The sequence below is a fragment of the Actinocrinis sp. genome, assembly GCF_035653575.1.
Lineage (GTDB): Bacteria > Actinomycetota > Actinomycetes > Streptomycetales > Catenulisporaceae > Actinocrinis.
This window is the reverse complement of the sequence record NZ_DASRBQ010000022.1, coordinates 50,423-76,576: the sequence shown is the minus strand read 5'-3', so window position 1 is coordinate 76,576 and position 26,154 is coordinate 50,423. Positions and strand designations below refer to the sequence as shown.

General features: G+C 70.1%; 26 protein-coding genes. 8 read left to right on the top strand and 18 right to left on the bottom strand.

Translation table 11 applies throughout. From position 1 onward, the window contains the following. Nucleotides 1–161: 161 nt before the first annotated feature. Nucleotides 162–1,355: an RtcB family protein gene (locus VFA06_RS03655; RefSeq protein WP_324838942.1), complete on the top strand. Its 1,194-nt coding sequence runs from the start codon at nucleotides 162–164 to the stop codon at nucleotides 1,353–1,355. Nucleotides 1,356–1,485: 130 nt separating this feature from the next. Here the strand turns inward: VFA06_RS03655 and VFA06_RS03650 are convergent, their stop codons facing one another. Continuing rightward, nucleotides 1,486–1,935 carry a nitroreductase family deazaflavin-dependent oxidoreductase gene (locus VFA06_RS03650; protein WP_324838941.1) on the bottom strand — a complete coding sequence of 150 codons (450 nt, stop codon included), beginning with the start codon at nucleotides 1,933–1,935 and terminating at the stop codon, nucleotides 1,486–1,488. Between the two features lie 163 nt (nucleotides 1,936–2,098). On the opposite strand from VFA06_RS03650, the gene VFA06_RS03645 reads away from it, so the two are divergent. Further along, entirely contained in the window at nucleotides 2,099–2,911 is an 813-nt protein-coding gene (locus tag VFA06_RS03645; RefSeq protein WP_324838940.1) for a class I SAM-dependent methyltransferase, read from the top strand. 176 nt (nucleotides 2,912–3,087) lie between these two features. Here VFA06_RS03645 and VFA06_RS03640 read toward each other — a convergent pair whose 3' ends face one another. The 6 genes from VFA06_RS03640 to VFA06_RS03615 all read right to left on the bottom strand — a co-directional run bounded on the left by VFA06_RS03640 (nucleotide 3,088) and on the right by VFA06_RS03615 (nucleotide 10,917). Continuing rightward, a complete protein-coding gene (locus tag VFA06_RS03640; protein WP_324838939.1) occupies nucleotides 3,088–4,329 on the bottom strand; it encodes a cytochrome P450 in 1,242 nt (413 codons plus the stop codon). A 184-nt stretch (nucleotides 4,330–4,513) separates the two neighbouring features. Continuing rightward, on the bottom strand, nucleotides 4,514–5,395 hold the full coding sequence (locus VFA06_RS03635; RefSeq protein WP_324838938.1) for an SWIM zinc finger family protein: 882 nt from the start codon (nucleotides 5,393–5,395) through the stop codon (nucleotides 4,514–4,516). A gap of 23 nt (nucleotides 5,396–5,418) precedes the next feature. Continuing rightward, nucleotides 5,419–8,763 (bottom strand): DEAD/DEAH box helicase, encoded by a 3,345-nt coding sequence (locus VFA06_RS03630; RefSeq protein WP_324838937.1) that lies wholly within the window; start codon nucleotides 8,761–8,763, stop codon nucleotides 5,419–5,421. Nucleotides 8,764–8,850: 87 nt separating this feature from the next. Then, the gene (locus VFA06_RS03625; protein ID WP_324838936.1) at nucleotides 8,851–9,171 is read right to left on the bottom strand and encodes an MTH1187 family thiamine-binding protein; all 321 of its coding nucleotides are present in this window, start codon (nucleotides 9,169–9,171) and stop codon (nucleotides 8,851–8,853) included. Between the two features lie 41 nt (nucleotides 9,172–9,212). Further along, complete coding sequence (locus VFA06_RS03620; RefSeq protein WP_324838935.1) at nucleotides 9,213–10,214, bottom strand: hypothetical protein; 1,002 nt, start codon at nucleotides 10,212–10,214, stop codon at nucleotides 9,213–9,215. A gap of 52 nt (nucleotides 10,215–10,266) precedes the next feature. Next, entirely contained in the window at nucleotides 10,267–10,917 is a 651-nt protein-coding gene (locus tag VFA06_RS03615; protein WP_324838934.1) for a TetR/AcrR family transcriptional regulator, read from the bottom strand. 172 nt (nucleotides 10,918–11,089) lie between these two features. Here VFA06_RS03615 and VFA06_RS03610 point away from each other — a divergent pair, with 172 nt between their 5' ends. After that, nucleotides 11,090–12,346 carry an MFS transporter gene (locus VFA06_RS03610; RefSeq protein ID WP_324838933.1) on the top strand — a complete coding sequence of 419 codons (1,257 nt, stop codon included), beginning with the start codon at nucleotides 11,090–11,092 and terminating at the stop codon, nucleotides 12,344–12,346. Here the strand turns inward: VFA06_RS03610 and VFA06_RS03605 are convergent. The 5 genes from VFA06_RS03605 to VFA06_RS03585 form a co-directional block, all read right to left on the bottom strand. Continuing rightward, a complete protein-coding gene (locus tag VFA06_RS03605; RefSeq protein WP_324838932.1) occupies nucleotides 12,326–13,447 on the bottom strand; it encodes an AAA family ATPase in 1,122 nt (373 codons plus the stop codon). The two genes, VFA06_RS03610 and VFA06_RS03605, sit on opposite strands and share 21 nt — an antisense overlap. After that, nucleotides 13,444–14,076: a nicotinamide riboside transporter PnuC gene (pnuC, locus tag VFA06_RS03600; protein ID WP_324838931.1), complete on the bottom strand. Its 633-nt coding sequence runs from the start codon at nucleotides 14,074–14,076 to the stop codon at nucleotides 13,444–13,446. The genes VFA06_RS03605 and pnuC overlap by 4 nt, the downstream gene beginning before the upstream one ends. 96 nt (nucleotides 14,077–14,172) lie before the next feature. After that, entirely contained in the window at nucleotides 14,173–15,174 is a 1,002-nt protein-coding gene (locus tag VFA06_RS03595; RefSeq protein ID WP_324838930.1) for an MBL fold metallo-hydrolase, read from the bottom strand. Between the two features lie 70 nt (nucleotides 15,175–15,244). Further along, nucleotides 15,245–15,559: a hypothetical protein gene (locus VFA06_RS03590; RefSeq protein WP_324838929.1), complete on the bottom strand. Its 315-nt coding sequence runs from the start codon at nucleotides 15,557–15,559 to the stop codon at nucleotides 15,245–15,247. A 105-nt stretch (nucleotides 15,560–15,664) separates the two neighbouring features. Then, on the bottom strand, nucleotides 15,665–16,243 hold the full coding sequence (locus tag VFA06_RS03585; protein ID WP_324838928.1) for a MarR family winged helix-turn-helix transcriptional regulator: 579 nt from the start codon (nucleotides 16,241–16,243) through the stop codon (nucleotides 15,665–15,667). Nucleotides 16,244–16,350: 107 nt separating this feature from the next. Between VFA06_RS03585 and VFA06_RS03580 the strand changes: the two genes are divergently transcribed. Both VFA06_RS03580 and VFA06_RS03575 read left to right on the top strand, forming a co-directional pair. Continuing rightward, on the top strand, nucleotides 16,351–18,057 hold the full coding sequence (locus VFA06_RS03580; protein ID WP_324838927.1) for an MFS transporter: 1,707 nt from the start codon (nucleotides 16,351–16,353) through the stop codon (nucleotides 18,055–18,057). A 65-nt stretch (nucleotides 18,058–18,122) separates the two neighbouring features. Further along, nucleotides 18,123–18,668 (top strand): VOC family protein, encoded by a 546-nt coding sequence (locus VFA06_RS03575; protein WP_324838926.1) that lies wholly within the window; start codon nucleotides 18,123–18,125, stop codon nucleotides 18,666–18,668. Here VFA06_RS03575 and VFA06_RS03570 read toward each other — a convergent pair. The 4 genes from VFA06_RS03570 to ppk2 form a co-directional block, all read right to left on the bottom strand. Beyond that, on the bottom strand, nucleotides 18,658–18,966 hold the full coding sequence (locus VFA06_RS03570) for a DUF3349 domain-containing protein (RefSeq protein ID WP_324838925.1): 309 nt from the start codon (nucleotides 18,964–18,966) through the stop codon (nucleotides 18,658–18,660). The genes VFA06_RS03575 and VFA06_RS03570 overlap by 11 nt on opposite strands. 83 nt (nucleotides 18,967–19,049) lie before the next feature. Further along, nucleotides 19,050–19,325 (bottom strand): hypothetical protein, encoded by a 276-nt coding sequence (locus tag VFA06_RS03565; RefSeq protein WP_324838924.1) that lies wholly within the window; start codon nucleotides 19,323–19,325, stop codon nucleotides 19,050–19,052. Nucleotides 19,326–19,422: 97 nt separating this feature from the next. Then, nucleotides 19,423–20,577 carry an inorganic phosphate transporter gene (locus VFA06_RS03560; RefSeq protein WP_324838923.1) on the bottom strand — a complete coding sequence of 385 codons (1,155 nt, stop codon included), beginning with the start codon at nucleotides 20,575–20,577 and terminating at the stop codon, nucleotides 19,423–19,425. Nucleotides 20,578–20,668: 91 nt separating this feature from the next. After that, on the bottom strand, nucleotides 20,669–21,604 hold the full coding sequence (gene ppk2, locus VFA06_RS03555) for a polyphosphate kinase 2 (RefSeq protein WP_349260038.1): 936 nt from the start codon (nucleotides 21,602–21,604) through the stop codon (nucleotides 20,669–20,671). A gap of 296 nt (nucleotides 21,605–21,900) precedes the next feature. Here ppk2 and VFA06_RS03550 point away from each other — a divergent pair, with 296 nt between their 5' ends. Beyond that, the gene (locus VFA06_RS03550) at nucleotides 21,901–22,839 is read left to right on the top strand and encodes an alkaline phosphatase family protein (RefSeq protein WP_324838921.1); all 939 of its coding nucleotides are present in this window, start codon (nucleotides 21,901–21,903) and stop codon (nucleotides 22,837–22,839) included. A gap of 23 nt (nucleotides 22,840–22,862) precedes the next feature. Here the strand turns inward: VFA06_RS03550 and VFA06_RS03545 are convergent, their stop codons facing one another. Both VFA06_RS03545 and VFA06_RS03540 read right to left on the bottom strand, forming a co-directional pair. Then, entirely contained in the window at nucleotides 22,863–23,183 is a 321-nt protein-coding gene (locus VFA06_RS03545; protein WP_324838920.1) for an AzlD domain-containing protein, read from the bottom strand. Then, nucleotides 23,180–23,845 (bottom strand): AzlC family ABC transporter permease, encoded by a 666-nt coding sequence (locus VFA06_RS03540; RefSeq protein ID WP_324838919.1) that lies wholly within the window; start codon nucleotides 23,843–23,845, stop codon nucleotides 23,180–23,182. Before VFA06_RS03540 ends, VFA06_RS03545 begins: the two co-directional genes overlap by 4 nt. 64 nt (nucleotides 23,846–23,909) lie before the next feature. On the opposite strand from VFA06_RS03540, the gene VFA06_RS03535 reads away from it, so the two are divergent. Beyond that, complete coding sequence (locus VFA06_RS03535; protein WP_324838918.1) at nucleotides 23,910–24,482, top strand: XRE family transcriptional regulator; 573 nt, start codon at nucleotides 23,910–23,912, stop codon at nucleotides 24,480–24,482. A gap of 148 nt (nucleotides 24,483–24,630) precedes the next feature. Then, a complete protein-coding gene (locus VFA06_RS03530; RefSeq protein WP_324838917.1) occupies nucleotides 24,631–26,058 on the top strand; it encodes a glycoside hydrolase domain-containing protein in 1,428 nt (475 codons plus the stop codon). Nucleotides 26,059–26,154 lie beyond the last annotated feature (96 nt).

Below are 26,154 nucleotides of genomic sequence, written 5' to 3'. Positions count from 1 at the left end.
CGAGTTCGTTCGACCGACCAACCGGCTGCGGCCGCGCCCTTTCCCGTAGATCACCGCACCCACCCACGTCACTACAGACATCTCTGCCGCGCGTACGCGGATAACGCCGCCTCACGCGGAGACTTGAACGTGTCCATCCTGACCACGGAGGTCGACTAGTCATGCCCATGACCGAGCTGCCCGGACATTACGTGCCGATCCGCCTTTGGGCGGACCCGGCCACGGTAGAGCCCCAGGCGCTCCAGCAGCTCTTCAACGTCACCACGCTGCCGCAGATCGCGGGCGTCGCCGTGATGCCGGACGTGCATGTCGGCATCGGCGCGACCGTGGGCTCGGTCATCGCGATGCGTGATGCGGTCTGCCCGGCCGCGGTCGGCGTGGACATCGGCTGCGGGATGACCGCGGTGCGTACCTCGCTCACAGCCGCCGACCTGCCGGACGACCTGGGCAGGCTGCGGTCGCGGATCGAGGCCACGATCCCGGTCGGTCGCGCCTCGCACCTGCGTCCGGTGGACGGCGCGAAGCTGCACGGCTTCTCGGCGACCGGCTGGGACGCGTTCTGGGCCCGGTTCGCGCAGCTCGCCCCGGCGGTCAAGGCGCGCAGGGAGCGGGCGCTGGCGCAGATGGGGACGCTCGGCTCGGGCAACCACTTCATCGAGTTCTGCCTCGACACCGAGGACGGGGTGTGGCTGATGCTGCACTCCGGCTCGCGCAACATCGGCAAGGAACTGGCCGAGCACCACATCGGCGTGGCCCGCGCGCTGCCGCACAACCAGGGCCTCGTGGACCGGGACCTGGCCGTGTTCCTCAAGCGCACGCCGCAGATGGACGCCTACCGGGCGGACCTGTTCTGGGCGCAGGAGTACGCGCGGCTCAACCGCGCCGTGATGATGGCGCTCTACCAGGCGGTGGTGCGCCGGGAGTTCAAGGCGGCCGCGCCGACCTTCGGCGAGGTGATCTCCTGTCACCACAACTACGTGTCCGAGGAGGTCTACGAGGGCGAGGAGCTGCTGGTCACGCGCAAGGGCGCGATCCGGGCCGGGGCCGGCGAGCACGGGATCATCCCGGGCTCGATGGGCACCCGCTCTTACATCGTGCGCGGGCTTGGTAACGCAGCGGCGTTCAACTCCGCCTCTCATGGTGCAGGACGGCGGATGAGCCGGGCCAAGGCCAAGAAGGTGTACACCGAGGCGGACCTGGCCGAGCAGACCGCCGGCGTCGAGTGCCGCAAGGACCTCGGCGTGCTGGACGAGATCCCGGGAGCGTACAAGCCAATCGAGCAGGTGATGGCCGCGCAGACCGACTTGGTCGAGATCGTGGCCGAGCTGCGGCAGGTGGTGTGCGTGAAGGGGTGAGGCACGGCGCGGCGTTCGGCGCTGGGAGGGGAGGCTCCGAGCGTTGCGCCAGTGCTCTCGTTCAGGGTCAACCGGTGCGGTACCGCGGGCATCTGCGGTACCGCACCGGCTTTTGTGCGCTAGCGGCTGATCAGTTGGCCGGTTCGAGGACGACGACCGGGATCTGCCGATCGGTCTTCGTCTGATAGTTGTTGTAATCCGGCCAGATGGCGGACATGGTCTGCCACAGCCGAGCACGCTCCTCGCCCTCGGCGTCGCGCGCACGGACCCGGAGCTTGTCTGCGCCGACCTGGATCTCGGCCTCGGGGTTGTCGCGCAGGTTGAGGTACCAGAGCGGATGCGTCGGGGAGCCGCCCTTCGAGGCGACGACCACGTAGTTGTCACCGTCACGGCCGTAGATCAGCGCGGTACGCCGCCACAGGCCGGACTTGCGGCCCTTCACCGACAACAGCAGCGTCGGCACCCCTTCCCGCCACTCGTGGCCCTTCTCGCCGCCGGACTCGACGTACTCCCTGATGTGGTCGGCGACCCAACCGGTCGGGCTGTCCACGACCTGTTGCGAGCCCTGGTTCGCGCTCATGGCTGCTCCTTTCTCTGGTTCGACACTCATCGTACTAGCTGGGCCGCATCTTGCCGCGACCTCGCCTACCCCCGGCGCGTCGTTTCAAATAGCGATACAGACTTGCTCGCTTTATGAGACGCGCTGCTAAGGTCGGGGCCACGGGAAACGAAGGAGCCTGACAATGACCGGCAAAGCTGCCACCTATACCCACGGCCACCACGAATCCGTGTTGCGCTCACACACCTGGCGCACGGCGCAGAACTCGGCGGCCTACCTGCTGCCGCGGCTGCGCCCGGGACTGACCCTGCTCGACATCGGCTGCGGCCCGGGCACCATCACCGCCGATCTGGCCGAACTGGTCGCCCCAGGCCGCGTCGTGGCGATCGACAGCGCGCAGGAGGCGCTGGACCAGGCCGCCGCGCACGCGCAGGCGGTGGGGCTGGGCGACCGCATCGAGTTCACGACCGGCGATGTACACGAGCTCGCGTTCGAGGACGACACCTTCGACGTCGTACACGCGCACCAGGTGCTGCAACATGTCGGAGATCCGGTCCTGGCGCTGCGCGAGATGCGACGGGTGTGCAAGCCCGGCGGGATCGTGGCCGCCCGCGATTCCGACTACCGCGGCTTCCTGTGGTACCCGGAGCTGCCCAAACTCGACGATTGGCTGCGGCTGTACGTCGACCTGGCCCGCGCCAACGGGGGCACCCCGGACGCCGGCCGCTTCCTGCTTGCCTGGGCGCACGCCGCAGGGTTCGAAGACGTGACCGCCTCGTCGACGACCTGGTGCTACGCCGACGAGACGACGCGGCCGTGGTGGGGCGAGCTGTGGTCGGAGCGAGTGGTCAAGTCGCAGTTCGCGCGCAGCGCGGTCGCGAAGGGACTGGCCACCGAAGAGGAGCTGGAGGCGCACTCGGCGGCCTGGCTGGAATGGAGCGCGCACCCGGACGGCTGGATCTCACTCGTGCACGGCGAGATTCTGTGCCGGGCCTGAGCGCGCATCGAGCAGTCTCAGTGAGCTGTTAAACGCCGCAAGCAGCGCGGAAGAGCTGTCCGCGCTCGGCGGCTCCGGAGGCCCGCACCTGGTCCGGAGCCGCCGAGCACGCGCCTCCGGTTCTCCCCGCCGGCGGCGTCGCGCGGTGCCGATCAGCCCGCTGGTGCTGTCCGCCGCTACCAGGCGACCGGCAGCGACACCAGCGAGCTGAGCACCTCGCCCTCGGTATAGCTCAGGGTGAGCGGGTCCGCGGCCAGGCGCAGCCCCGGCAGCCGCTCGACCAGCAAGCCGAGGCCGATCCGCAACTCGGCCTTGGCCAGGTGCGCGCCGAGGCAGTAGTGCGGTCCGGCACCGAACACGATCTGCGCGGGAGCCTCGCGGTCGAAGCGGACCGCATCGGGGTCCGGGTACACCGCCTCGTCCCGCAGCGCGGCCGAGGCCGCGATAAGCACCGCGTCTCCGGCGCGCACCGTGCCGGAGGGCAGTTCGACGTCTTCCACGGCCAACCGCAGCGCCGCGCCGTTGCCGAGCGGGTTGTACCGCAGCAACTCGTCGACCGCCGCCGGGATCAGGTCCGGATCGCCCACGAGCTGCTTCCAGAGGCCGCCGCCGTCGCGCAGCAGGGTGAGCACCGAGCGGCTGAGCATGTTGGAGGTCGTCTCGTTCCCGGCCGCGATCAGCCCGGCCACCAGGTACACGAGCTCTGACTCGGTGAGCCGGTCCGCGCCGTCCCGCGCCGCGATCAGGTCGTCGATCAGGTCGTCGCCGGGCTCGGCCCGCTTGGCGGCGAGCAGTGCGGCCGTGTAAGCGGAGAACTCGTGCATCAGGCCGGCCCGCTGCTGCGGCTCCATCCGCGCGGCCGAGACGAAGGCGTTGGACCAGTCGCGGAAGCTCCCGCGGTCGCGCTCCGGGACTCCCAGCAGCTTGCAGATGATGCGCACCGGCAGCTGGAAGCAGTAGTCCGACACGAGGTCGGCCGGCGAGCCAGCGCTCTCCATCGCGTCGATCAGCTCGCCGGCCACGGCGGCGATCGTCGGCTTCCAGCGCTCGATCCGGCGCGGGGTGAAGGCGGACGCGACGATCCTGCGGATGCGCAGATGATCCGCGCCCTCCTTGTTGAGCAGGTTCTCCGGGTCGTCGAAGAAGCTCGGTCCGGCGGTGATTCGCGGCGAGCCCGGCGCGGTCAGGTTGTGCGAGAGACGGGTGTCGGCGAGCGCGGCCGCCGAGTCCGCATAGGTGACCAGCAGCACCGCCTCGTCGCCGCTGGGCAGCCGCACCTTGCCAAACGGGCAGCTGGCGCGCCGCTCGGCGTATTCGGCCGGGATGCCGACGTGCGGGTCGACGGGGAAGGGGAAGGACGGCGGGGACTGCGGCTCGGCTGGCGCGGCTGACGACGGCGCGGCGTGCAGCTCGGTCATGGGCGGGGACCTCCCATACGGTTCTTCCGCGAACGCCGGGGCTTCGCAGAGTTCGCATATGAGGCTAACCCGGATCGCCGCGCGCCGGTACCCGTCGATCACCGTAAATCGAGGCGACTACGCAGGTCAGTGGGCATCCCAGACCTCGTGCGGCCCTGCTTTCACATCGGCCTCTGCGCTCGCGTCAACCCCTGCCGTCACGCATCGCGTCGTAGGCCGGTCGAAGCAGATCTCTTACGTCCTCGCCGCGCAGCCGCCGGCCGAGCGGGCCGAGCCGGTCGAGGATCGCGCCGGCCGGCCCGCCCGGACGCGCGGCCAACGGCTCCGGCAGCCCGGCCGGGGAACGCCAGTAGCCGTCGGTGAGGTCCGCCAGCGGGGTGTCCTGCGGCTCGTCCGCGGTCTCCTGCCACGCCTCGTCGTCGCGCAGGGCTTCGAGCCGGCGGGTCAACACGGCGCGGTCCCGGCCGCGCCAGGCCAGCAGCGCGAACGGATCGTCGTCGAAGTGCCGGGCGAGCACGTAGCAGGCGGCCGCGATGTGCTTGCACGGGTTCTGCTTGTCAGGGCACGTGCAATCGCTGCGGAACTCCCGGCGTACCGGGAAGAGGGTGAGGCCGGCCGCGGTGAACACCCGGTCGATCCGCTCGGGCATGCGTCCGTCCAGCAGCTCCCTGATGTACCCGTGGCTCTCAACCAGCTCGCGTTCGACGCGTGCCCATTGCTCCGGCGAATAGACCTCGATCCGCAGCGTCACGCTGTACGGCTTCTCCCAGGTGCCCTGCACACTGGCGGCGACCTCGCCGGGGCGGATGGAGAAACCGAGCACGTTGCCGCCGCTGGCGTAGGTGCGGCCGCGGGTGAGCCGGTCGCCGTGTCCGAACCCTTCGATCACCGCGACGAACCGCTTGGACCAGCGCACCTCGCCGGACGAGCCTCGCTGCGGCCGCGCCGCGAGGCCGGCGGCGCGCCGGGCGCCCGCGGGCGCGCCGTACTGGTTCGCCGAATGCTGGTTCACCGACCGCTCGTTCGCCGAGTACTGATTCGCTGAGTCGTTCGCTTCACCCGACACGTCGTGCGCCGCTCCTTTCGCCCTCACTCCACGACCGCGTCCGCGGCCAGCCGGATCACGTCCCGCAGCTCGGCCACGGACAGCTCGGTCAGCCAGCCCTCGCCCGTGCCCACGATCCGGTCGGCAAGGTCCTGCTTCTCCTCGATCACCCGGTCGATCCGCTCCTCCAGCGTGCCGGCGCACATCAGCTTGCGTACTTGCACGTCACGTAGCTGCCCGATGCGGAAAGCCCGGTCGGTGGCCTGGTTCTCCACGGCCGGATTCCACCAGCGGTCCACATGGATCACGTGGTTCGCCGCGGTCAGATTCAGCCCCACTCCCCCGGCCTTGAGGGAGAGGACGAACAGCGGCGGGCCGTCCGGCAGCTCGAAGCGCCGCACCAGCTCGTCGCGCGCCCGCCTGGGCACGCCGCCGTGCAGGAAGGCCACCTCGCGGCCGAAGCGCTCGGCCAGGTGCGCGCGCAGCATCCCGCCGAACTCGGCGTACTGGGTGAACAGCAGGGCCTTCTCCCCCGCCGCGAGCACCTCGTCGCAGAGCTCTTCGACGCGGGCCAGCTTGCCGGAGCGGCTCGGCAGCCGCGAGCCGTCCTTGAGGAAGTGCGCCGGGTGGTTGCAGATCTGCTTGAGCCGGGTCAGCAGCGCGAGCACCAGGCCGCGGCGGGCCACCCCCTCGGCCTCGGCCACCTCGCGCAGCATCTCGTCGACCGTGGCCTGATACAGCGAGGCCTGCTCCTTGGTCAGGTTGCAGACCACCTTCATCTCGACCTTCTCCGGCAGGTCGCTGATGATCGCCGGATCGGTCTTCTCCCGGCGCAGCACGAACGCCCCGGTGGCCCGGCGCAGCCGCTCGGCCGCGCGCTCGTCGCCGTCCCGCTCGATCGGCCGGGCGAAGCGCTCCTTGAAGGACTCGGCGCTGCCGAGCAGGCCCGGGTTGGCGAACTCGAGGATCGACCACAGGTCGGCGAGCCGGTTCTCCACCGGGGTGCCGGTCAGCGCGATGCGGTGCGGGGCGGCGATCGCGCGCACCGCCCTGGCCTGCTTGGTCCCGGCGTTCTTGATGGCCTGCGCCTCGTCGATGACGACCCGGTGCCAGTCCACCGCCGCGAGTTCCTCGCGGTCGCGCAGCGCCAGGCCGTAGGTGGTGATCACCAGGTGCGCGTCGGCGACGGCCGCGCGGAACTGCTCGCCGGACAGCCGCTCGGCACCGTGGTGCACGTGGACCTCCAGGCCCGGGGTGAACCGTGCGGCTTCCCGCTGCCAGTTCGCCACCAGCGACATCGGGCAGATCAGCAGCGTGGGCCGGCCTTGGGCGCTGCCGGACTCGCGTTCGAGTTCGAGCAGCGTCAGCACCTGGACGGTCTTGCCGAGGCCCATCGAGTCCGCGAGCACCGCGCCGAGCCCGAACCGGTCCATGAACGAGAGCCAGCCGACGCCGCGCTCCTGGTAAGGACGCAGCGTGCCGTGCAGGCCGGGCGGCGCGACTGCCGCCGTGCAGCGCTGCTCGGCGGCGCCGGAGAGCAGGTCGCCGAGCCAGCCGCGCGCCTCGACCGCTTCGAGCGGCAGTCCGTCGTCGTCGAGGCCGAAGACGGCGGTGCGAAGGAAGTCCCGTACGCGCATCGCGCCGCCGCGCCGCGAGCCGAGCGCCTTGAGCCCGGCGGCCAGCTTGTCGCGGTCCACCTCGACCCAGCGGCCGCGGAACTGCACCAGGTTGCTCTTGGCGTCGGCGAGCGCCTGGAACTCCGCCTCGGTGAGCGTCTGGCCGCCGAGCGAGGCGCGCCACTCGTAGTCGACCAGGTCGCCGAGGCCGAAGCCGGAGCGGCGGGCGATTCGGCCCGGCTGCTCCGACTGCTGCTCCGACTTTGACTTCGGCGCCTGCTCGGCGTGCTCGGCCTTGGGGGCGGCCGCGAGCGTGAAACCGAGTTCGGCGCGCCCGGTCGAGGACCACCACGAGGGCAGCAGCACGCCGAATCCGTTGCCGGTGAGGGCGGGGGCGATGCGGGTGAGGAAGCCGTGCGCGCCATCGGCGTCCAGGCGCACGTGCGTCGGGGACGCCTCGCGCAGTGCGTAGGCGAGGGCGGGGAAGACGCGAGCGGCACGGCTGAGGCCGGCGAGCAGGTCGCGGCGCGGGTCGGCGCCGGCCGCGCGCAGCAGCCGGGCCGCGCCGGAGCGGTGCCAGACCTCGTGGGCGGTGGCGAGCAGCGAGGGGTCCTCGATGGACTGCAAGAGCAGTTCCACGGTCCACGCCTCGCCGCGATCGCCGTCGGCGCGGTCGCCTCCGTAGGTGCTCGCGCCCTCCTCCGGCGCGAGCAGGCGGAAGCAGGTACGCACCGGACCTGCGGTAGCGCCGTGCGTGGTGCGCCATTCGTCGAGGGCTGCCATCAATGCTTCGGCCGCCGTGAGGTCCAGCCGTTCCGGGTCGAGCAGGTTGCTGGAGGCGGAGGTCAGCGCGTCGAGCCAGAGCTCTTCGATGGGCGTTTTGACGCTCAGGCTGTTGGGCGGACGCGGCGGGGCGAGCGACTCTCCGTGTAAGCCGTGTGGGCCTGTTAACGCCGCAATGACGTACGCGTCGACGAGTGCGCTAACAGCGCCGTCGAGTACGTCAGTAGCCGGTCGTCCGGTGAGCTCCGCGTCGAGCAGTTGGGCGCGGAAGACCGGCGGCATCGCGTCAAGCAGAGCCTTGCGATGCGCTGCACTCTCCAGGGCGTACGTCGGGCGCCAAACCGCGTGGTGGTCGCCGTTCTCCTCATCGACTTGCAGATCGGGAAGGATCTCGCCGCGCCGTACCAGGGCATCGGCGAACTGTGCGACCGCGGTGGCGTACCGCACCGTGTCGGCGAGTGGGATGTCGGTCTCGGCGCCCTCCGCGTCGTAGGTCGCGAGGCGTTCGCCGTCGAGGACCGCGAGCAGGGCGGCTCCGTCACGCGGGCCGAGGGCCAGCGTGGGGACGATCCAGGCGCGCAGTTCGGCCTTCTCGCCCTCGTCGCTGCCGTCGTCGCCGCTACCGCTACCACTTCCGTCTGCACCGAGCGCACCTTGATCGCGCACGAACCGCGCGAAGCCGGTCGATGGCCGCGGGCCGGAGCGGGACGACGGCAGCGCAAGCGGCACGCTGCCGCGCGGGTCAGCCCGCCGTACCGTCGCCGCCACTTCGTCGCCCGCCGCCCGCAGCAGGTCGGCGAGGACCGCCGGGTCGGCCGCGAAGGGATGCCGCTGCGCCATGCCTGCGCCACTACGGCGGGCCGCGCCGCCGCGCCCGGCCGCAGTTTCGCGGCCCGTCGGCTCGACCGGCAGCGTTAGCGGCCGGCTCGAGTCCTCAGCCCAAAGCTCCCAGCAGCCCGCTTCGGTGAACAGGGCGTGCAGGACGTACACGACGCGGCTCGCTCCTTAGGACGGCGCCAGGATGAGTGCAAAGTCCCAGCTTATCGCAGTGCGCTTGAGCCCGGGTCGTCGAGTCGGTTACGCCTGCGCTTCCGCCAGGTACCGCTCGACCGTGGCCACTTTCGCCTCCAGCGCGCCGGTCACGCCGGGCCGGATGTCCGCCTTCAGTACGAGGCTGATCCGACCGGCCGCGCCGTCGCGCTGGGCGCTCTGCTGCACGGCCTCGTACGCGCGCTTGACGACGTCGAGCACCTCGTCCCACTCGCCCTCGATCGTCGTGAACATCGCGTCTGTGCGGTTGGGCAGGCCCGACTCGCGCACTACGCGCACCGCTTCGGTGACATACGCACCGACCTCTTCCCCGACGCCGAGCGGCGTGACGGAAAACGCGACCAGCATGCGTGCGTCCTTCCCTTAATCTTCGGCAGCCATTGCAACGCCTACGGATCCACCCAATCAGACCGGTAGGCCGCCCAGTCGGCCCGGGTCGCGCCGAAGTCGATGTACAGCGCGATCCCGACCGCGCGGTCCGTCGGTGTTCCGTGCGGTAGCGCCAGCCGGACTCCGCGTATCCCGGCTGCGGTGGTCTCAGCCGCCGAATCGTGCACAAGGGAGTGTCCCTCGTACGCAGGCACACCCATCAGTAGGGCGACATTGTCTGGCACGGCGCCGAGTGCGATACGCATCTCATCGCGCACGAAGCCGCTGTACGAGCTGGCGGTCCACAGCACGGAGTCGTACGACATGATCGCGACCTGATCAACGCGCGAGGCTACTTGGTGCAAGTACCCGCTCGACCACCAGTTCCCATGTCCGACCACGCTTTCTAGCGCCCATCGGCCGCCCGGTACCGGTTCAACTTGTTCCGCGGAGATCGAGAGCATCCGCCCGGCGTTACGCACCAGGGCGTGCGTAGTGTCGAGCAGCGCGAGGTAGCCGGGATCCGCGTCACCTACCGGTTCGAAGTCGTAGTGCACGCCGTCGAAGCCGTCACTGAGTACCGAAGCGTCCGCGGCGAGGATGCGCTGCCTGGTACGGCCATCTTCCAAGTCGAGGCCACCGGTTCGTGGTCTGACGATGTCACCGATCCATGCCAGCACTCGCACTCCAGGAAGCGCGCGATGCGCGGCATCGACGAACCACCTCGCCTGCGGCCGCAGGGCCGGATCCAGCGATCCGTCCTGATTCAGCGGTCCGACGTGGACGAACAGGTCTTTGATTCCCGTACCGCGCAACTGCTCGGCGAGCGCCGAGATGTCCTGTGGGCCGCGGCGTCCATCGACCCAGGCGTGCCCGAGCCAGAGCGCGTCGTTGCCGGTGGTGTGCGCGGCAGGGCTGACCGCTCCGAGAGCCTGCACCGAGAAGGCGATCCAGCGGCCGCCGAACAGCACACTTACCACTGCGGCAAGTGCGATGATCTTGCCGACGACCACCCGCGACACGTCTCCCCCGTCCCCTTCAGGCGGCGCTTCGGCAACCGCCCGTTACCGCCGGCTAGCGATCCCGGCGGGCCGCGTCACCATCGTCCCCGTCTCCTCCGTCATCACCGCTCCGGCCGCCGTCCTTGCGGGCGATGCGCCGGGCGACCTCTTCGAGGAACCGCGCGTGCTCTTCCAGCAGCTCCTCGTCCGGGTCGCGGCCGAAGATCAGCCGCGCGTGCTGAGGGCTGACGAACACCCAGTCGGCCATCGCCAGGAAGGTGAGCAGCAGGTGCCTGGGGTCAAGCTGCGGATCGATGATCCCGGCGCGCTGCGCGTCCTCGATCACTGCGATCTTGCGATCGTAGTGCTTCTGCCGCTCCTGCACCGAGCGCTCGTCGACCGGGCCCTGGGTCTCCAGACCCTCCCAGGCGACCAGCCGCACCAGCGCCGGGTTGGGGCCGTGCTGGCGGATCAGGCTGGCCGGATAGCCGATCGGGTCGTCCGGGTCGGGGCCGATCTCGTCGCCGTGGGCGTTGAGGTATTCGTCGAGCACCCGGCGCAGCAGCTCCTGCTTCGAGCCGAAGTAGCGGTAGATCGACTCCTTGTTCGCGCCGGCCTTGGCCGCAATCCGGTCCACGCGGGCGCCGGCGCTGCCGCGCTCGGCGAACTCTTCGACCGCGGCGCGCAGGATGCGGGCACGGGTGCCCTCCGGGTCGTATCCCACCTCGCGCCTCCACAGCTCGCCAGCGATCACGCGCGGCCGACTCGCGCGTCCGTACGAGTATCGCGCTTCCCTCCCCGATTTCCAACTGTTCGGTTGACATGGCCGCGCCGGGCGGGACAGACTGATTCCAACCAAAAAGTTGGTTGGAATTTGCGCTCCGAGGGGGAACGCCATGCCCATTCCACCGTCCACTGCCGTTTCGGCCTCCGCACCGGCGCCGGCCTCCGCACGGCAACACTCAGCAGCGCACGCGCCGAACGCTGACGTCTCGCGTAGCGCCCCGCGCCGGATCGTCTTCCTCCTCGCGTTCGCGTGTGCCCTTACCGTCGCGAATCTGTACTACTGCCAGCCATTGCTGCCTGAGATCGCCAAGTCGTTCTCCGCGTCTCAGGCGGCGACGGGTGGACTCGTTACCGCGAATCAGCTCGGGTACGGCGTCGCGCTGCTGCTGATCGTGCCGCTCGGCGACATCACCAATCGACGGCGGCTGGTCTGCGGGCTGCTGGTGATCGAGGCCGCCGCTCTCGCTGCGGCCGCTGCCGCGCCTAACCTCGCGCTCCTGCTTGCCGCGAGCGCGGCCGTCGGTATCGCAGCGTGCGTTGTGCAGATCTTGCTGCCTTACGCCGCGACCATCGCCGGCGATCACGAGCGTGGTCGCGTCACCGGAACAGTTCTCAGCGGCCTGCTTATCGGCATTCTGCTTTCCCGGACGGTCGCGGGGTTGATCGGGCAGGCTTTCGGCTGGCGCACGGTGTTCGCCGCGGCCGGTGTGCTGATGTTGCTGCTGTCGGCGATTCTCCTGCGGGCCATGGAAGCGGCCGGTCCCGAGGTCGCGATCAGTTATCGCGAGCAGCTGCGCGCGACCGCCCGACTGGCTCGCAGCGAACCCGTCCTGCGCCGGCGCTCCGTCATGGGCGGCTTGATGTTCGCGGCCTTCGGCCTGTTCTGGGCGACCGTCTCGTTCCTGCTCGCCGGCTCGCCCTTTCACTACAACCAGGCCGGGATCGGGCTGTTCGCGCTGGTCGGCGGGGCCGGAGCGCTCGCCGCGAAGCTGACCGGGCACGCGGCGGACCGCGGTCACGAACGCGCGACCACCGTCTCGCTGCTGGTCCTCGGCCTCGCCTCGTTCGGCGCGATAGCGCTCGGCCGCACGAATCTCGCGTGGCTGCTCGTCGGCGTGTTGTTGATGGACGCTGCCGTGCAGGGCGCGAACCTGCTCAACCTGAGCGTGGTCTACAACCTCTCCAACGGCGCACGGGCCCGAATCGCATCGGTTTATATGACGACGTACTTCGTGCTCGGCGCGCTGGGCTCGGCGGCCGGGACCGAGGCGTATCGCTATGGCGGTTGGGGTGGCGTGTCCGCGGTCGGCGGAGGGTTCGTCGCGCTCGCGCTGGCGCTGTTCCTTTCACCCCAGCGGCGCCGCTAGCTCCCATCCCCGGCCCAGCTCTTCGTCCACCGCCGCCAGCGCCTGCTCCAGCCGCGAGGCACGGTCGCCGCGCACCTCGATCCAGCGCGTGCCCGACTTCTCCAGCACTGCACGGAACCGGTCGGTCATCCAGGGGCGCAACTGCTCGCCGTCGCGCAGACCGTCGTCGTCAAACGGGACGTCCGCGTGATCGGTCAGTATGTACAGGGCGCGGGGCGGCATCTCCTGCGCAAGGGCACGCACGGGCTCTGTCGATCTACCGCGGTAGCGCTCCTGCCACACCGTGGTCGCCAGCGCGTCCGTGTCGCAGACGAGCACCGGCCCGCCGGACTGCGCCGCCGAGTCCTCATCAGCGCACTGCCGCGCCGCCACGGCCTCGAAGTCCGCGTCGTCCCAATCCAAGTCGAACACGGACGGCTCGGGCAGCCCGCGCAGGCCGGCGAGGGCCCGGGCGACCGCGAGCTTCCGGACCGTCAGTTCCCGTCCATACTCGGCAACCCAGCGGGTCAACGCGTGCGGGCCGCCGCGCCTGCGAAGCGCGTGCGCGAGATCCATCGACAGCGTCGTCGTTCCGGTCGACTCGGCGCCGACGACCACGACACGCTTTGCGAACCACGCCCGGACCGGCGGTTCCAGCGCGTCCCACGCGGCGACCGGATCAGCGCGCACCTTCGTGCCAGAGACGGCATGCGTTGCCCTTAGCGCGTCAAGACGTACGTCAGCGGCGTCGAACCGTCGGGCTAACTCCGCGCCGTACGGTTCTGAGGTGAATACGGCATCGACTGCGATACCGGCCGAACCGTGCGGTCCACACGCGATCGCCTCACGCATCAACGCGACGTGCCCGCGCCAGGCGGTCTCACTCTCGTAGTCGACCGCCAGGTTGTCGCGCACCCCGACCACAGCCACGCCGCTCTGCTCGTGGTGCGCTCGCCGAACCCACTCGATCCGCGCCGCCAGCGGGATCGACTCTACGTCCGCGGCCATCACGACCACGGTCACCCGGGCGCACGATTCGGCGGCGCTGCGGATCAGGAAGTGGTGCCCGGCGTGCGGCGGATAGAACTTTCCGATCACCAGGCCGTGCTGAAAGACGCTCACGCCGGCGCCATTCCCAGGCGCAGCTCACGCCGCCAGGCCCGCACGCCGGTCAGACACAGCCCGAGAAAGATCAGATAGACGATGCCCGTCAGATACAGCACCTTGACGAAGTACAGCGGTATGTAGATCACATCCGCCGCCATCCAGAAGAACCAGTTCTCGAACTGCTTCAGGTTCAGCAGCCATTGGGCCGCCAGCGACAACGCCGTGGTCAGCGCGTCCCAGAAGGGCGCGATGTCGCTGGCGCGGGTCAGCACCACGGTGAGCGCCCAGGTGGCCGGAACGATGGCGAGCACCAGTGCGCAGACGGCCCACGGCTTGGCGTTCCCCATGGTCCGGCGGCTTCGGCGGGTGCCGCCGTGCAGCCATTCCCACCAGCCGAAGACTCCGAACGCCAGGTAGACGATCTGCAGGCTCGCGTCCGCGTAGAGGCGGGCGGCCCAGAACAGCACCAGAAAGAACAGGTTGTTGGCCAGCCCGACCGGGAAGTTCCAGATGTTCGCGCGCACGGTCAGCCACACCCCCACCGCGCCCGTCACGAAGCCGAGCAGTTCGGCCCAGGTGACCGCGTCCTGCCCGAAGTGGAACAGCACCACGTTGAGCGGCGCGACCAGATCCCCCAGCGACATGCCAGACCCTCCCATTTATCGTCAGTATGACGATAACCGATCCGGGTCCGCCCGACAAGCGCTTAACGCGCCCGCGGTCGTCCTCGCCGCGCCGCCTCAGGCCTCTGCCTCACGCAGCCGCTTCTCTTCGCTCTCCAGCCACCGCGCGATGCCGCTCACGTTCGCCACCACCGAGGAAAGCGCCTCGAACTTCGCCGCGACCTCAGGGCGTGCCAGCAGATCGGCGTACCGCTCCCGGGTCCGGTCACGCACCATCGCGACCGCGTGGTCGAGGTCGAACTCGCCGCCCGAGTCACGCCAGGCGTCCCGCACGATGGAGACCCACAGCCGCATCTCCTCCGCGGCGCGGTCCAAGGCCTCGTCCACCGCCGTGATCGGTCCGTAGTGGGAGAACAGCAGCCGGGTCGCCTTCAGGTCGCGGAACCGGCCCAGCGAGGCGAGGGCGAGATCGAGGTCGAACTCCGGCGGCGGGGTGCCGGGAAGCATCTGGCCCATCTCGCCGGAGGCGTCGAGCCCGGTCGTCGACGAGGCGTCCTGCGGCGGGATGTACAGTCCGGCGGCGTCGCCGACGTACAGGTCTCCGGTCGCCGAGTCCACCAGGCCGAGGTGGTGCTTGGCGTGGCCGGGGGTGTGATGGCCTTCCAGCCGGCGTCCGCCGCCGAGGTCCACCGTGCCGACGTCGCCGATCGCCTGGATCCGCGCGGCCTCGGTGGGCAGCAGCTCGCCGAACAGCGAGTCCATCGCCGGCCCGAACACCCGCCGCGCGCTGGCCATCAGCCGCGACGGGTCGGCCAGGTGCCGCGCTCCGGCGTCTTGCACGACGACCTGCGCGCGCGGGAACGCGGCGGCCAGGTCCCCCACGCCGCCGGCGTGGTCGAGATGGATGTGCGTCACCACGATCGTGGCGAGGTCGTCGGCGCCGACACCAAGTCCGGCGAGCGCCTCTTGGACGACCGGCGCCGAGGTGGCGGTCCCCGTTTCGACCAGGCAGGGCCGCGAACCCAAGATCGCGTAGGCCGCGGTGATGCCGGAGTAGCCCGACATGGCCGTATCGATCATGTATACGTCTGACCCCAGGGCCTTCGGCTGCGCTGCCATGCGCACAACATACCGTTGCCGCGGGAAGGACCGACTGACCGGTTCTTCCCACGGCAACGACGACCGCCAGCTACAGCGCGACCGGCTGCGACTTGGCCGCGGACTCGAACAGCGCCTCGATGACCCGAGCCTGGGCGACCGCCTCTTCGCGGCCGAACGGCAGCTTCCCGCCGGTCGCGATGGCGGTGGACACCGCGTCGAACGGGTACCGCGCTACGGCGTACGGGGCGGTGATGCCGAGCGTGCCGTCGGGGTCCACCGCGATGAACTCGCTCTGCGGCTCGCCGTGCGGGGGCGGACCTTGCGGGCTCAGCTCGACGGTGTCGGGCCGGTGGAACCACGGGTCCTTGACCAGCAGCCGCCCCTTCGGGAGACCGCGCGCCATCTCGGCCGCCGCGTCGCTTCCTGCGCGGCGCGGCTGACGGCGCCCGGCCTTGCCGAGCCGTGAGCCGCCCGCGTCTTGCGCGGCGTCGTCTTATGCAGCGTTGTATTACGCAGCGTCCTGCATCTCGTCGACCGCGTGCTGGATTACCTCGTGGCAGCCCTCGATGTAGCGGGTGATGTCCTCGAGCTGCTGCTTGCTGAAGGTGGAGCAGAGCCGGTTCAGGCCCGCGATCATCGGGCCGAAGACCGCGTTGAAGGTCTCGATGTCCTTACCGGTCAGCTCGACGAAGATCTTGCGGCGGTCGTGCTGGTCGCGCACCCGGCGCACGTAGCCGTCGCGTTCCAGCCGGTCGAGCACCCCGGTGATCGCCCCGGTGGTCAGGCCGGTTAGGCGGGCGAGGTCGCCGGGAGTACGGGGCGGCTCGCCGGGCACCCGCTGCAGGTGCGCGATGATCGCCACGTCGGTCGGGCGGATGCCGGCCGCCCGGGCGGTCGCGGTCTGCAGCGAGATCAGCGAGACGGCCAGCGAGCGGCCGGCCGTGGCCAGACGCGGGATGCTCTCCAGCCACGCCTCGCTGCCCGGCACCAGGCGCCGAGGCCCCCCGGGTGCCGCGCCGGCCGTGCTTTCCCCGCCGGCCACCGCCCGTTCACCGGTCGCAGAGGCCTCACTCGCCGTGCTTGACATGACCCGCCATTCCTCTTAACATCCAAATATCTTTGTTACTAAGAGATATATTCCTTGAGACTCTTAGTACGGACTATAACACTCGGGCAACGCGAAGGATAGGCGACATGACTTCGCCACAAGATACGTCAGCGCCGGTGCAGCCCGCGGCCGGTTCCGCGCAGCCTCTCGACCCCAAGCGCTGGCTCGCCCTGGCCGTCGTGTTGGTCGCGGCCTTCATGGACCTGCTCGACGTCACCATCGTCAACGTCGCGATCCCGAGCATCCAGCGCAACCTCAACGCCGGGTACTCCGAGATCCAGTGGGTCGCCGCGGGTTACGCGCTGGCCTTCGCGGCCGGCCTGATCACCGGCGGGCGGCTCGGCGACATCTACGGCCGCAAGCGCATCTTCCTCATCGGCATCGTCGGGTTCACCGCGGCCTCGGCCCTGTGCGGCATCGCCACCGGCCCGCAGTTCCTGATCGGCGCGCGCGTCTTCCAGGGCGCGATGGCCTCGCTGATGGTGCCGCAGATCCTCGCGATCATCCACGTCACCTTCCCGAAGGAGGAGCGCGGGAAGGTCTTCGGCATGTACGGCGGGATCGCCGGATCGGCCACCGTGTTCGGCCCGATCATCGGCGGCCTGCTGGTGCAGTACAACATCCTCGGGCTGCACTGGCGGCCGATCTTCCTGGCGAACGTGCCGATCGGGATCTTCGGCGTGCTGGCCACCCTGGCCTACATCCGCGAGTCGAAGTCCGAGACCGCGCTCAAGCTGGACCTCGGCGGCATGCTCCTGGCCACGGCCGGGGTGCTGCTGCTGGTCTACCCGCTGACCGAGGGCCGCCAGCTGCACTGGCCCGGCTGGGCGTTCGGCATGCTCGGCGCCTCGGTGGCGGTGCTGGCGCTGTTCGTCTACTACAGCCAGGTCACGGCCAGGCGCGGCGGCTACCCGCTGCTGCCGCTGAGCCTGTTCAAGGCGCGCAGCTTCGCCGGCGGGTTCAGCGTGAACCTCGCGTTCAACCTCGCCACCGGCAGCTTCTTCCTGATGTGGACGCTCTATATGCAGATCGGCCTCGGCTGGACCCCGCTGCACGCGGGCCTGACCGGGCTGCCGTTCTCGGTCGGCCTGGCGATCGCGGCCGCCATGTCGGTGCAGTACCTGGCGCCGTCCATGGGCCGCTACACCCTGATCACCGGCGGGATCATCGTGTGCCTCGGCGCGCTGCTGTTCATCGGGACCGCGGACCGCTACGGCGCCGGCATCGACTCCTGGAAGATGATCCCGGCGCTGTTCCTGCTGGGCGCGGGCGTCGGCCTTGTGGTCTCCACCCTGATGGATTTCGCGCTCACCGACGTGCCGCCCGAGGCCGCGGGCTCGGCCTCGGGCGCGATCAACATGACCTGGCAGGCGGGCATGACCATCGGCATCGCGATCGTCGGGGTGATCTTCCTGTCCCCGCTGTCCGGCCAGGCCGCCCGCAGCGTGGACTCGCTCGCCCCGCGGATCAGCACCCAGCTGACCGCGGCCGGGGTCCCCGCGCCGCTGGACGGCCCGATCATCGCCGGCTACAAGACCTGCGCCCAAGACCTGGCCGGGGAGACCGATCCGACGGTGGTCCCGGCCAGCTGCAAGCAGGCCCCGCCGCCCGGGCTGCCGCCGCAGACCGCGGCGAAGATCGGGCAGGTGCTCACCGCGCAAACCCCCACCGTGCAGGCCGACGCGTTCTCACGGGCCCTCAAGATCGGCCTGATCTACGTCATCGGGCTCGTACTCGTGGTCACCGCGATGATGTTCTCCCTGCCGAAGAAGGCCAAGCCGCAGGAGCTCTAGCGTCAAGGCACTGACAGCGCGGCGCGGGCCGAAGCCGCGCCGCGCCGGACGAGGGGGGTCCGCTCATGCTCACCCGGATCGACCATGTCGGGATCGCCTGCCGCGATCTCGACGCCACCGTGGCGTTCTACCGCAAGACCTTCGGCTTCGAGGTCTTCCACGAGGAGGTCGACGAGGACCAGGGCATCCGCGAGGCGATGCTGCGGATCAACGGCACCGACGACGGCGGCGCCTCGTACCTCCAGCTGATGGAGCCGACCAGGCCGGACTGCGTGGTGGCCCGCTTCCTCGAGCGGCACGGCGAGGGCGTGCGCCACATCGCGTTCGGGTCCGCGGACGTGGCGGGCGCCCTGGCCGCAGCGGTCGCGGCCGGCGTCCGGCACCGCAAGGCCGCCGGTGACGCGCCCGCGCTCACTCTTCCAGTGTCGCATGACCCTGCGTATCACGACGCAGAATCAGAAACCTGCGCCACTATAAACTCATTCGAAAGGCTTCTGACCAGCCCCGAAATGAAAACCGCCGGTAACCGAGCACTCGGTTACCGGCGGCTTCCGGCTGACGGAACTATCGACAGGGTTCGAATACGAATTACTCTCGCGTTCAGTCGGTAGGCTGACTCAACGCCTCGGGTTCGTCCCATCCGGCCGCGCCGAGCCGGGCACGCACCCGCTCGATGTCCGCTTCGGAGGGCGCCTCCTGGATCAGGCGCGCGATGGCCTCGCCGATCGCCGCCGGATTCTGCGCGACCTCGTCCTCGGCCAGCGCCGCGGCGATCTCGGCGACCTCCAGGTCCGAGAGCCTGCGCCGCAGCAGCGCGAACAGCGGCAGGTAGTCGCGGTCGGGCACACCCTGCGGATAGCCCTTGCGGACGAAGTCGATGATGGATTGCAGCAGCGGTGGGATCGGCATCGCGGACCTCGGGTGCGGGATGGGCGAAGCAGGGCGGGCCTAGCGATCCGGGCCGGCGGACCGGCCCGTGGGGTTACGCGGGGTTAACTGTGGCTGACGATGCTGTAGATACCCCACCCGATCGCGGCCAGCACCACCGCGAAGCAAAGCACCGCCAAGGCGAGTCCCGGCGATCCGGCCGAGGCGGCCCGGCCGCCGCCGTCCGGCCCCTGGCCGCCCCGCGTCGTTCCGGACTCGGCGCCGCGCGCCGGGCTCAGCGCCCGCAGCCCGACCGCGAACAGCGCGGGCAGCCCGGCCCCGGCCAACAGGCCGACGACCACGATCTTCCACAGCGCGGTCAGATTGATCCAGGAGTTCATCGCGGCCCGCCTCGCTTCCCTGCTCTCGCTCGATCCTGAGATGTCGTGTACGCGGAAGCCGGGCGCACGAATGCCGGGCGCACAGCGAGCGGGCGCGTCATGCGGCGGCGCCGATAACTTCGGGCGCCGGAGCCACCGAGCCGGTCCATTCGGCGTTGACGTTGCCCGCCGTCACCGGGGTGCGCCGGGAGTTGAGGTAGAAGGCCAGCGCGCAGGCCACCAGCACGACGAAGATCACCGAGACTCCGGCCGTTCCGCCGATGCCGTGCGCCGCCTCGTACGCGAGCGCGCCGACCGCGCCCGCGGCCGGGAGGGTGAACACCCAGGCGGTCGCCATCCGGCCGGCCACGCTCCACCGCACCTCCGCGCCGCGCTTGCCCACTCCGGAGCCGAGGATCGAGCCGGTGGCCACGTGCGTGGTGGACAGCGAGTAGCCGAAGTTGCTGGAGAGCAGGATGGTGGCGGCGGAGGCGGACTCGGCGGCCATGCCCTGCGGCGCCTCGATCTCCACGAGGCCCTTGCCCAGCGCCCTGATGACCCGCCAGCCGCCGACGTAGGTGCCGAGGCTGATGGCCAGCGCGCAGGAAATGATGACCCAGGCGGGCGCCTTGTGGCCGGAGGCCAGCGACCCGTTCGCGATCAGCGCGAGGGTGATCACGCCCATGGTCTTCTGCGCGTCGTTCGTGCCGTGCGCGAGCGAGACCATCGAGGCCGAGCCGATCTGCCCGATCCGGAAGCCTCGGTCGCGCGCGCCCGCCGTGACGCTGCGCGTCAGCCGGTAGACCAGATAGGTGCCAAGGGCGGCGATCGCGCCGGCGATGATCGGCGAGAGCACCGCGGGCAGGACCACCTTGGACACCACGCCGTGCCAGAGCACCGCGTGCCCGCCCGCGGCGGCCAGCGTGGCGCCGACGACCCCGCCGATCAGCGCGTGCGAGGAACTTGACGGGATGCCGAAGAACCAGGTGGCCAGGTTCCACAGGATGCCGCCGACCAGGCCGGCGAACACCACGGTCGGGGTGACCAGGTGGCTTTGCACCAGGCCGCCGGCGATCGTGGCCGCGACGCTGAACGAGAGGAACGCGCCAACCAGGTTCAGCAAACCGGACAGGGCCACCGCGACGCGCGGCGGCAGGGCTCCGGTCGCGATCGAGGTGGCCATCGCGTTGCCGGTGTCATGGAAGCCGTTGGTGAAGTCGAAGGACAGAGCGGTGACGACGACGAGGGTCATCAGCAGGTCGTTGCTGCTCACGTCGCGAACGTATGCGTGCGATGACTGAGACGGAAGGGACCATCGTCATAAAACACCCGCACGTCGCCGAATGTTCATCCGGCCCGCCGCCTCAGCGCGACAGCCTCGGCAGGATCTGCTGGGCGTCCGCGGTGCGCTCGGACAGCAGCGCCGCGGAGCCGACGATCAGCGGGTCCGGCGGCGCGGCGATCTCAGGGTCCTTGTCCGGGTAGTCGTAGAGCGAGAGCACGTGGCGCATCGCGCCGAGCCTGGCGCGCTTCTTGTCGTTGCTCTTGACCACGGTCCACGGCGCGTCGGCGGTGTCCGTGTAGAAGAACATCGCCTCCTTCGCCTCGGTGTACTCGTCCCACTTGTCCAGCGAGGCCAGGTCCATCGGGCTCAGCTTCCACTGGCGCACCGGGTCGACCTGCCGGATCACGAAGCGGGTGCGCTGCTCGGCCCGGGAGACCGAGAACCAGAACTTCACCAGCCGGATACCGTCGCGCGCCAGCATCCGCTCGAACTCCGGGGCCTGGCGCATGAACTCCAGGTACTGCTCCGGGCCGCAGAAGCCCATGACCCGCTCCACCCCGGCGCGGTTGTACCAGGAGCGGTCGAACAGCACGATCTCGCCGGCCGCGGGCAGGTGCGCGACATACCGCTGGAAGTACCACTGGCTGCTCTCGCGCTCCGAGGGCTTCTCCAGGGCGACCACGCGGGCGCCGCGCGGGTTGAGGTGCTCGGTGAACCGCTTGATCGTGCCGCCCTTGCCCGCCGCGTCCCGGCCCTCGAACAGCACGACGAGGCGCTGACCGGACTCCTTGATCCAGTTCTGCAGCTTCAGCAGCTCGATCTGCAGCAGGCGCTTGTGCAGTTCGTATTCGGAGCGGGAGAGGCGCTCGTCGTACGGGTAGTCCTCGCGCCAGGTGTCCACCGGCGAGCCGTCCGCGTAGTACAGCACTGGATCGTCGTCGTCGCTGTCGTCCACGCGCAGGTCGGCCGCGGCGGCGAGGTCCAGCGGGCCGCCCGGCTTGGGGCGGGCGCGCAGGTTGGACAGGTCGGTCTTCAGGCCGCGCGGCTGATCGGTCGGCTGGTCGGTCGGCTCGGTGCTCACGACGGAAGGATCACCCGGACCGGGCGCGCTCGCCAGGGGGCGGGCCAAGGCTGCACCCGTTGTTCATCCTGCGGCCACCCGCGCGAAGGGTCGGCGAATAGGGGACGAATCCTTACCGATCGGGCTTGCCCGCAGGCGTTTATGCCAGCACTCTGCGATTTTGGGTCGACCACCCGCGAACTGATCAGGGCTCGCATTCACCGGTACTCGGACTTTGCTAGGAGTCGCTTATGCGCAGCAGGATTCTCGCCCTGGCCGCGACCGTGGCGCTGGCGATCGGCGGCGTCGTGGGCGCCGCCGGGTCCAGCCAGCCCGCCGCGGCCGCCACCGGGCCGTGCGGCACGCTGAGCACGCCCCCGACCTACACCCACGTCATCTGGGTGTGGATGGAGAACCACAGCTACAGCGACATCATCGGCAGCTCCCAGGCTCCGTACATCAACTCGCTGGCTGGGCAGTGCGGCCTGGCCACCAACTACCACAACGTCTCGCACCCGAGCCTGCCCAACTACGTCGGGGCCACCTCCGGCCTCGCGGTCAGCTCGCTGAAGAACTTCGACTCCGACTGCAACCCGTCGACCAAGTGCAGCACCTCGTCGGCGAGCATCTTCGGCCAGGGTGAGAGCTGGAAGGCGTACGAGGAGTCCATGCCCTCGAACTGCGACAAGTCCAACTCCGGCGAATACGCGGTGCGGCACAACCCGCCGCCCTACTTCACCTCGCTCAGCGGCTGCTCCACCTTCGACGTGCCCTACACGCAGCTGGCGAGCGACCTGTCCGCCGGCACGCTCTCGGCCTTCTCCTTCGTCACGCCGAACCTCATCGACGACATGCACGACGGCACGATCGCGCAGGGCGACAGCTGGCTGTCGAGCAACCTGCCCACGATCCTGAACAGCTCCGAGTACCAGAGCGGAACCACCGCGGTGTTCCTGACCTGGGACGAGGGCAGTGGCGGCAGCTCCGGCGAGGACTGCTCAGCCAACACCACCGACAACAGCTGCCACGTCGCCACGATCGTGATCAGCCCGAGCACCCGGGCCGGCAGCACCTCGGGGACGCTGTTCAACCACTACTCACTGCTGGGCACCGCCGAGCAGCTGCTCGGCCTGCCGGCGCTCGGGCAGGCCGCCTCCTACCCGACCCTCACCTCGGCCTTCAACCTCTGACCTGATTTCAGTCAGGCGCCGCGTTAGGGCGCCAGCCGCAGCAGCGCGGTGGTGGCCGCCGCGGCGATGACGACAACGAGGATAGGCGCCTTACGCCAGGCAAGCAGCCCGCCGACGGCGACGCCGGCGGGTCTGGCGTATCCGGCGAAGTCATGGCCCTGAGTCAGTGCGGTCGTGGCGACCAGCGCCGTGAGCAGGACCACGGCCGCGCTCTCCAGCAGGCGGCGGGCCAGCGGCGGGAACTCGACCCGGGAGCGCAGCAACGGGCCGACGAGCCGGAAGACGAAGGTGCCGGCCGCGAGCGTCAGCATGGCGCTGACGAGCAGGACGCGGTTGCCGGTCATGCGCGGACGAAGCGGATCAGCAGTCCGCTCAGCGCCAGCAACTCGGGCAGCCCGGCAGGCAGGTAAACGGAGGCGACCAGCGCGATGGCCGCACCGACCAGCGCGGCCTCGCGCGTGACTCGCTCGCGCAGGGCCGGAAGGATCAGCGCCAGGATGACCGCCGGAAATGTCGCGTCCAGCCCGAACGCGCCGGTATCGCGTACCTGGGTGCCGCCCAGGCTGCCGAGGAACGCCCCGAGCGGCCAGGCGATGAGGATTCCCAGCCCGCACAGCCGGTATGCGGCGCGCTTGCGGACGAGGTCCGGCTGGGAGAGCGCGAGCACGACCGTCTCGTCGTTCATCAGATGCGTGCCCAGGAGCCTGCGCCAGCCCGGCTCGATCACCTCGGGCAGCGCCAGTCCGTAGGGCACATGCCGGGCGTTGACCAGCAGCCCGGCGGCGACCGCGGCGAACGGGTTGCCGCCGGCGGCCGTGATGCCGACGAACAGGAACTCCGAGGACCCGGCCAGTACGAGGGCGCCGGTCAGCACGGGCAGCCAGAGCGGGAAGCCGGCCGCGACCGCCGACGCGCCGTACGAGACGCCCACCATGGCGACGGAGCCGCAGATCAGAGCGATGCTGCGGAGCAGATCGGAATCCAGTGTTCTCCACGCCGAACGCATGTCCGTCATAGTGAACGCGGCGCGGCCGTTTGTCAAAGGGAACGCCGTTCATCAAAATGAACGAATGGCGGAACACCCGACAGCGGCATCCCGGCCCTCGGCCGAGGCCATCGCGGCGGCGCTGCGCCGCGAGCGGCGCCGGACCGGCCTGAGCCTGAGCGAGGTCGCCCGCCGGGCGGAGATCGGCAAGTCCACGCTCTCCCAGCTGGAGGCCGGCACCGGCAATCCGAGCCTTGAGACGCTGTGGGCGCTGTGCGTCGCGCTCGACATCCCGTTCGCCCGGCTTTTCGAGCAGCCGCGCCCCAACGTCCAGGTAATCCGCTCCGGGCAGGGACCGGTCGTCGCGGCCTCGCAAGCCGACTACCAAGCCACCCTGCTCGCCGCCTGTCCGCCCGGTGCGCGCCGCGACGTGTTCAGCATTCGAGCCGAACCCGGCAGCCAGCGCACCTCCGCCCCGCATATGCCGGGCGTGGTCGAGCATTTGGTGCTGTGCGCGGGCAGTGCACTCGCCGGTCCCGAGGAGGAGCCCGTCCAACTCGCCCCCGGGGATTACATCGCCTACCCCGGCGACGTGACGCACATCTTCCGCGCGCTGGAGTCGGGAACCTGGGGCGTCCTCGTGTCCGAACACGTCTAAGAACACGTCTAAGCTGTCACTCTCACGCTGCGCCGCGCTTGCGCACTGCTAGGATCTGCGCGGCTTGGAAGCGCTTGCCGAGTGATGACCGGGGGCATCGGTGCACATACGTTCGTGGCTTGATTCGCGGCGTTCGCGTATTTTCGGCGTGGCTGCCATCGCGGTCGCGGGGAGCGCCGTGGCGGCCGGCTCGATGTGGGGCGATGCCGGTTCGAGCGGAGACTCGCGGCCTGCCGCGGCGACTTCCGCCGCCGGGGGCGCGGTCGCGCAGGTGCTCTTGCCCGGGCCCGCATCGACAAGTCACGCGGCGGGTTCAGCGAGCTCGCGCCACAGCGCCGGCACCTCCAGCGCACCGGGTGAGGTCTCCGCCGCAGCCCGCGCCGTTTCCTACCTCGGGCACACGTTCACCGTTCCGGCCGGATGGCATCTGGTCGACTTGAGCGGGGACTCCTCGCGCTGCGTGCGCTTCGATGTGCACGCGGTCTACTTCGGCAGCCCGTCGGCCGAGCAGCGCTGCGCCGGTCAGACCAGCGGCTCGGTGCAGGGCGCGGTGCTGGTGGTGCCCTCACCCACCGCGACGAGCGCGAGCGCCACCGACGACCCGTTGAACCAGCGGATCACCGCCACGCTGCGCGGCGTGCAGATCACCGCCTCCTACGGCACCGACCGCTCCTCCGTGCTCTCGCTGCTCTCCCAAGCCGGCGTACCGGCGCCGGCCGAGGCGCCGACGAGCGAGTCGACCACCGAGGTGTCCGACCGCGTCGCGGCGAATCTCAGCGCGATTCACAGCTCGGTCACGCCGCAGATCGTCGGGGCGATGACGCAGGTTTTCACAGGGCTCGGATTCGACGCGTGCACCGCGCCGAGCACGACGGACATGGCCGCGTGGACCGGATCGCCGTTCGGCGCCGTCGGCGTCTACATCGGCGGCGCCGAGCGAGCGTGCGCCCAGCCGAATCTGACGGCCTCGTGGGTCACCACCGAGACCAAGGCGGGCTGGCGCCTGATGCCGCTCTACGTCGGGCCGCAGGTGGCGTACGGCACCGTCACCAACGCCGCGGCCCAGGGGAAGGCGAGCGCCGACGACGCCGCGACTCAGGCCTCTTCATTGGGCCTCGGCTCGGGAGCGCTGCTCTACTACGACATGGAGGGCGGCAGCTACACCGCCGCCCAGAACGCCACCGCACAGGCTTTCGTGAGCGCCTGGACCGCCGAGCTGCACGCCCTGCACTACCACGCGGCGCTCTACGGCAACGAGTCGGGCGCGGTCGGCGCCATGGTCGCGGTCTGGGGCAGCGCCGTCGAGCCGGATGTCTTGGACGTGGCCAACTGGAACGGCAACGCCGACGACGACCCCGGGGCCGACCCGGCCGACCACTGGCGCGGCCACCGCGTGCACCAGTTCCAGGGCGACGACACCCACGCGACCTACGGCGGTGTCACCATCGACATCGACCATGACTATTTCGGACTTGCCGCGCCCTGCGGCCCCTCGCTGCCGGGTGCCGTCGTACAACCGCGATTCATGACGAGCTGCGCGGCCTCTCCCGCGCCGGCGCCGTCCGCATCGCAGTAATCGCGGCAATCGCGATAAATCGCCGTTTTCGCTTCACGTAACCGGATTTCTCGGGCATAGCGGTCGCCCCTTGACGGTCGGCCGTGTAGTTGGCGT

Coding starts and splice junctions, on each gene's coding strand:
- VFA06_RS03535 (WP_324838918.1), top strand. CDS start 23,910: ATGGCGGAACACCCGACAGCGGCATCCCGGCCCTCGGCCGAGGCCATC.
- pnuC (WP_324838931.1), bottom strand. CDS start 14,076: ATGTCGCTGGGGGATCTGGTCGCGCCGCTCAACGTGGTGCTGTTCCAC.
- VFA06_RS03655 (WP_324838942.1), top strand. CDS start 162: ATGCCCATGACCGAGCTGCCCGGACATTACGTGCCGATCCGCCTTTGG.
- VFA06_RS03550 (WP_324838921.1), top strand. CDS start 21,901: ATGCGCAGCAGGATTCTCGCCCTGGCCGCGACCGTGGCGCTGGCGATC.
- VFA06_RS03610 (WP_324838933.1), top strand. CDS start 11,090: ATGCCCATTCCACCGTCCACTGCCGTTTCGGCCTCCGCACCGGCGCCG.
- VFA06_RS03650 (WP_324838941.1), bottom strand. CDS start 1,935: ATGAGCGCGAACCAGGGCTCGCAACAGGTCGTGGACAGCCCGACCGGT.
- VFA06_RS03640 (WP_324838939.1), bottom strand. CDS start 4,329: ATGACCGAGCTGCACGCCGCGCCGTCGTCAGCCGCGCCAGCCGAGCCG.
- VFA06_RS03585 (WP_324838928.1), bottom strand. CDS start 16,243: ATGTCAAGCACGGCGAGTGAGGCCTCTGCGACCGGTGAACGGGCGGTG.
- VFA06_RS03645 (WP_324838940.1), top strand. CDS start 2,099: ATGACCGGCAAAGCTGCCACCTATACCCACGGCCACCACGAATCCGTG.
- VFA06_RS03570 (WP_324838925.1), bottom strand. CDS start 18,966: ATGCCGATCCCACCGCTGCTGCAATCCATCATCGACTTCGTCCGCAAG.
- VFA06_RS03590 (WP_324838929.1), bottom strand. CDS start 15,559: ATGGCGCGCGGTCTCCCGAAGGGGCGGCTGCTGGTCAAGGACCCGTGG.
- VFA06_RS03540 (WP_324838919.1), bottom strand. CDS start 23,845: ATGCGTTCGGCGTGGAGAACACTGGATTCCGATCTGCTCCGCAGCATC.
- VFA06_RS03580 (WP_324838927.1), top strand. CDS start 16,351: ATGACTTCGCCACAAGATACGTCAGCGCCGGTGCAGCCCGCGGCCGGT.
- VFA06_RS03575 (WP_324838926.1), top strand. CDS start 18,123: ATGCTCACCCGGATCGACCATGTCGGGATCGCCTGCCGCGATCTCGAC.
- VFA06_RS03565 (WP_324838924.1), bottom strand. CDS start 19,325: ATGAACTCCTGGATCAATCTGACCGCGCTGTGGAAGATCGTGGTCGTC.
- VFA06_RS03625 (WP_324838936.1), bottom strand. CDS start 9,171: ATGCTGGTCGCGTTTTCCGTCACGCCGCTCGGCGTCGGGGAAGAGGTC.
- VFA06_RS03595 (WP_324838930.1), bottom strand. CDS start 15,174: ATGGCAGCGCAGCCGAAGGCCCTGGGGTCAGACGTATACATGATCGAT.
- VFA06_RS03545 (WP_324838920.1), bottom strand. CDS start 23,183: ATGACCGGCAACCGCGTCCTGCTCGTCAGCGCCATGCTGACGCTCGCG.